Genomic DNA, 4,024 nt, shown 5'->3' with positions numbered 1-4,024 from the left:
TACCGAGGCGGGCTACCTGCCGATCGACAACAACCGTGCCGAACGGGCTATTCGCCCGTTCGTCATCGGGCGCAAGGCCTGGCTGTTCAGCGACACGCCCAAAGGCGCGACGGCCAGCGCGCAGCTCTACAGCCTGGTGGAAACCGCCAGGGCCAACGGGCAGGAGCCCTACGCCTGGCTGCGCCACATCCTCGAGCGGTTGCCGGCAGCGCAAAGCGTCGAAGACTACGAGGCGCTGCTGCCGTGGAACTGCACTCCGACGGCGCCACTGTAAAAGACCGGCTCGGCCGTTAACAGACGGGGTTCATGGATCACTTACCGAGCATTCGGCATGCGACGCAGCCGCTACACCTGACTGGCCAAAACTGCGCTGCAGCAGACACTGGCAGCGGTAGACATCAATGTGGCAAGGGTCGTCCAATGGCTGGACGGTCGCGGGCAGGCCATCACACGCACCTCCCGATTCGCACGATTGGCTCCTGGAGGGCTTTGAATTCGCCGACGGTATCTCACCTATGTGTCGACCTGGCAGGGTTTCGTCTACGTGGCCTTCGTCATCGACGTCTTCGCCCGGCGGATCGTCGGCTGGAAGGTCTCCAGTTCGGCGCGTACCGGCTTCGTTCTGGATGCCTTGGAGCAGGCGCTGTATGTCCGTCAGCCGGTACAGGGCGGGCTGATCCATCACTCGGCGCGCTCTGCCACGCCGAGTTCGTGGTAAGGCATGGCAACACCTTGCCGAGATGCTTAGGTGTTGCACTCAGATTTTTGCGGCCGTTTTTTTGCTTTACTCATCCATTTGCGACTGCAAGTAGTTCTCCAGACCAATCTTGTCGATTAGGTCCAGTTGGGTTTCCAACCAGTCGATATGCTCCTCTTCGGATTCGAGAATATCCTCCAGCAATTCGCGACTAGCATAGTCCCCGACACTCTCGCAGTAGGCAATAGCAGCTTTTAGGTCGGGTAGTCCCGCTTGCTCGAGTTTCAGATCGCACTCAAGCATTTCCTTGGTGTTTTCACCAATAAGGAGTTTACCCAGCTCCTGCAGATTGGGCAGGCCTTCAAGAAACAGAATGCGCTTGATCAGCTTATCGGCATGCTTCATCTCGTCGATGGATTCGTGGTATTCGTGCTTGCCGAGCTTCTCCAGGCCCCAGTCCTCATACATGCGAGCGTGCAGGAAATACTGGTTGATCGCGATCAACTCGTTGCCGAGGATTTTGTTGAGGTGCTGGATGACTATCTTGTCGCCTTTCATGTCCATTCCTTTCGAGTCGGGATGTCGATTAAGGCAGTTTGGTCCGTCGGACTGGATATGTCAAAAGCTAAGTGATTGAGTCAATTGGAGAATAATTCTCCAGTGCGATTGCATGAAGGATCGCTTTGGCAAGACTGGAAAGAAGGGGGCAGAATGGAATGAGATGCCAAGGACCAGCCTCCATGGCGAATCAGGAGGCGGCTAATACTGCCGGGCAGAAACTAGCATCTTGGCTATTCTGCATTTCTTCGCCAAGGGTCTCCCTCGCAATCTGCTTGGCTACGCAAGCACATTTGCCGCACTGGGTGCCGACACCGAGAGCGATACGCACATCGCGATAGGTACAGCAGCCGCCCTGGATTGCACTGCGGATCTGACCATCGGTAACACCTTGACAGAGACATACGTACATAGGCGCCTCGGCTCGACAAGTAGTAGCTTGATGGTGAGATCCTAATCTTAATGAGAATGATTGTAAATATTTTACCGGCCGCTGGTCGCTCCGAAGCCTTCCAGATCCGAGCAACGACCGAGGAGCTTTTTCTTGGCTTTTGACTGTCAAGGGGAGGGGGTGCTGTCAGTCAGCATGTTGGCTCAGGCAAAATCCACCCAGCCGCCCATTTCTTTCCAGCGGTTGACGATTCCGCAGAACAGTTCTGCGGTCTTTTCCGTGTCGTAGCGCGCCGAATGCGCCTCGCGGCCATCGAACGCGATGCCAGCACTCTGGCATGCCTTGGCGAGTACGGTCTGCCCATAAGCCAGACCGGCCAGGGTGGCCGTATCGAAGCTGGAAAAGGGGTGGAAGGGGTTGCGTTTGACATCGCAACGGGCCACGGCGGCGTTGAGGAAGGCCAGATCGAAGCTACTATTATGGCCGACCAGTATGGCTCGTTTGCAGCCATTGGATTTCACGGCCTTGCGTACGCTGCGAAAAATCTCCTGCAGGGCCTGGTCCTCGCCGACCGCCATACGCAGTGGATGATCCAGTTTAATACCCGTGAACTCCAAGGCAGCTGCTTCGATATTGGCGCCTTCGAAAGGCTCGACCCGAAAGAAGTGGCTGTGCTCGGGAAACAGGAATCCCTGCTCATCCATGCCGATGGTAATGGCTGCGATTTCCAACAGTGCATCGGTTGCACTGTTGAATCCTCCCGTCTCGACATCCACAACGACCGGCAGGTAACCACGGAAGCGCTGCGCCATAGGATGGCGTGACGTGCTGGTGGAGCTGGGGGTTTCGAGGATGTCGTCGAAGCGTTCTTCGGTCACGTATTTTCCTCCAGCAGGCGCCAGCGCAGTTTCTCCCCGGCGCGCAGCGGAGTCAGGCTGTGCTCGCCAAACGCTAGATCGGTCGGCGCCACCCATTCCTCGCGGATCAGCGTGATGTGATCAGTGTTTCGCGGCATGTTGTAGAAGTCCGCACCGTAATGGCTGGCAAAGCCTTCCAGCTTTTCCAGTGCATTGCGCTGTTCGAAGGCTTCGGCATACAACTCGATGGCCGCGTAGGCCGTATAGCAGCCGGCACAGCCACAGGCCGCTTCCTTTGCGTGTCGGGCATGTGGCGCTGAGTCGGTGCCGAGGAAGAACTTTGGATTGCCGCTGGTAGCGGCGTCCAGCAGGGCTTCCTGATGAGTGCGGCGCTTAAGGATCGGCAAGCAGTAGAAGTGCGGGCGGATGCCGCCGACCAGCATGTGGTTGCGGTTGTACAAAAGGTGATGGGCGGTGATAGTGGCACCGACATTGCCACCGCTGGCCTCCACAAACTGTACGGCATCGCGGGTAGTGATGTGCTCGAACACTACCTTCAGGGTGGGGAAGCGCTCAACTACGCGGACCAAGTGCTCGTCGATGAAGCGCATCTCGCGGTCGAACACGTCGACCTCGCTGTGGGTCACCTCGCCATGCACCAGTAGCGGCAGGTCTACTTCGGCCATCGCTTCCAGTACCGAGAAGATGCTGTCGAGGCTGGTAACCCCGGAGTCCGAGTTGGTCGTGGCTCCCGCAGGATATAGCTTGGCCGCATGCACGAAACCGCTGGCTTTGGCAGCCCGGATATCCTCCGAACTGGTCCGATCCGTGAGATAGATCGCCATCAAGGGCTCGAAGCGGCTGGCCGCAGGACGTGCAGCCTGGATGCGTTGCCGGTAGGCTTCTGCTTCGGAGGCGTTGCGCACGGGCGGAACCAGATTGGGCATGACGATGGCCCGGCCAAAAACACGCGCCGCGTCGGTCACCGTCCGGGGCAGAGCGGCGCCATCGCGAAGGTGGATATGCCAGTCGTCGGGGCGCAGCAGGGTCAGGCGATCGGACATCGAAGCTTCCAGAAGATTAAGGCTGTCGTGCATCCTACCGGAAAAGGTTGGTGGCAGCATCTTGCTGCTGAGTCTTCTCGGGGCTTGCGGTTCGTCCTCCTCCCATGCGCAGTATCTGCTCGGCCTGCTCAAGTAGCCTTCCCGGCCCAAGCGCTGGCCAAACTCGCCGTCCCTCCCGAGCGAAAGCGCGGCATCTGAGCCGCCCCCGGCGTTCCCGAAGGCTTCAGCTCTCCTGATTAAGTACCAGAACGTAAATTCTCCCGCATGATAGGAGCCTTGCCCCAGCAGCGCTTGGAACCGCCCTTGTGAAGTTCGTATCGCCCCTCTCCGACACTGACCTCCAGGCCTTGATGGAGGCCTACGTGCATGCCGAGAAACCAGCCTTGCGCCGTCGTACCCATGCCATCGGGCTCAGCCACAAGCGCTACAGCATCAACCAGATCAGCGACATTCTGGC

5 protein-coding genes and 1 pseudogene are annotated in these 4,024 nt (G+C 58.4%); 2 read left to right on the top strand and 4 right to left on the bottom strand.

Annotation, left to right across the window (positions count from 1 at the left end; translation table 11 throughout):
- Both BMY22_RS22875 and BMY22_RS22870 read left to right on the top strand, forming a co-directional pair.
- On the top strand, nt 1–274 hold a 274-nt coding region (locus BMY22_RS22875; RefSeq protein ID WP_143068599.1), incomplete at its 5' end, for a transposase domain-containing protein.
- 237 nt (nt 275–511) lie between these two features.
- Nucleotides 512–694 (top strand): annotated as a pseudogene (locus BMY22_RS22870) (DDE-type integrase/transposase/recombinase); the annotation flags it as partial.
- 90 nt (nt 695–784) lie between these two features.
- Here BMY22_RS22870 and bfr read toward each other — a convergent pair.
- The 4 genes from bfr to pyrC form a co-directional block, all read right to left on the bottom strand.
- Nucleotides 785–1,255: a bacterioferritin gene (gene bfr, locus BMY22_RS22865; RefSeq protein ID WP_090625604.1), complete on the bottom strand. Its 471-nt coding sequence runs from the start codon at nt 1,253–1,255 to the stop codon at nt 785–787.
- A gap of 190 nt (nt 1,256–1,445) precedes the next feature.
- A complete protein-coding gene (locus BMY22_RS22860; protein ID WP_090625602.1) occupies nt 1,446–1,667 on the bottom strand; it encodes a bacterioferritin-associated ferredoxin in 222 nt (73 codons plus the stop codon).
- A 182-nt stretch (nt 1,668–1,849) separates the two neighbouring features.
- The gene (gene rnt / locus BMY22_RS22855) at nt 1,850–2,524 is read right to left on the bottom strand and encodes a ribonuclease T (RefSeq protein ID WP_090625601.1); all 675 of its coding nucleotides are present in this window, start codon (nt 2,522–2,524) and stop codon (nt 1,850–1,852) included.
- Nucleotides 2,521–3,567, bottom strand: coding sequence for a dihydroorotase (gene pyrC, locus BMY22_RS22850; RefSeq protein WP_090625599.1), 1,047 nt, complete (start codon nt 3,565–3,567; stop codon nt 2,521–2,523). Before pyrC ends, rnt begins: the two co-directional genes overlap by 4 nt.
- Nucleotides 3,568–4,024: the final 457 nt, after the last annotated feature.

The sequence above is a fragment of the Azotobacter beijerinckii genome, from assembly GCF_900110885.1.
GTDB classification, from domain to species: Bacteria; Pseudomonadota; Gammaproteobacteria; order Pseudomonadales; family Pseudomonadaceae; genus Azotobacter; species Azotobacter beijerinckii.
This window is presented reverse-complemented; position numbering and strand designations above follow the sequence as displayed.

Bases quoted from the DNA above. Each gene is read 5' to 3' on its own strand.
- bfr (WP_090625604.1), bottom strand. From the start codon at position 1,255: ATGAAAGGCGACAAGATAGTCATCCAGCACCTCAACAAAATCCTCGGC.
- pyrC (WP_090625599.1), bottom strand. From the start codon at position 3,567: ATGTCCGATCGCCTGACCCTGCTGCGCCCCGACGACTGGCATATCCAC.
- BMY22_RS22860 (WP_090625602.1), bottom strand. From the start codon at position 1,667: ATGTACGTATGTCTCTGTCAAGGTGTTACCGATGGTCAGATCCGCAGT.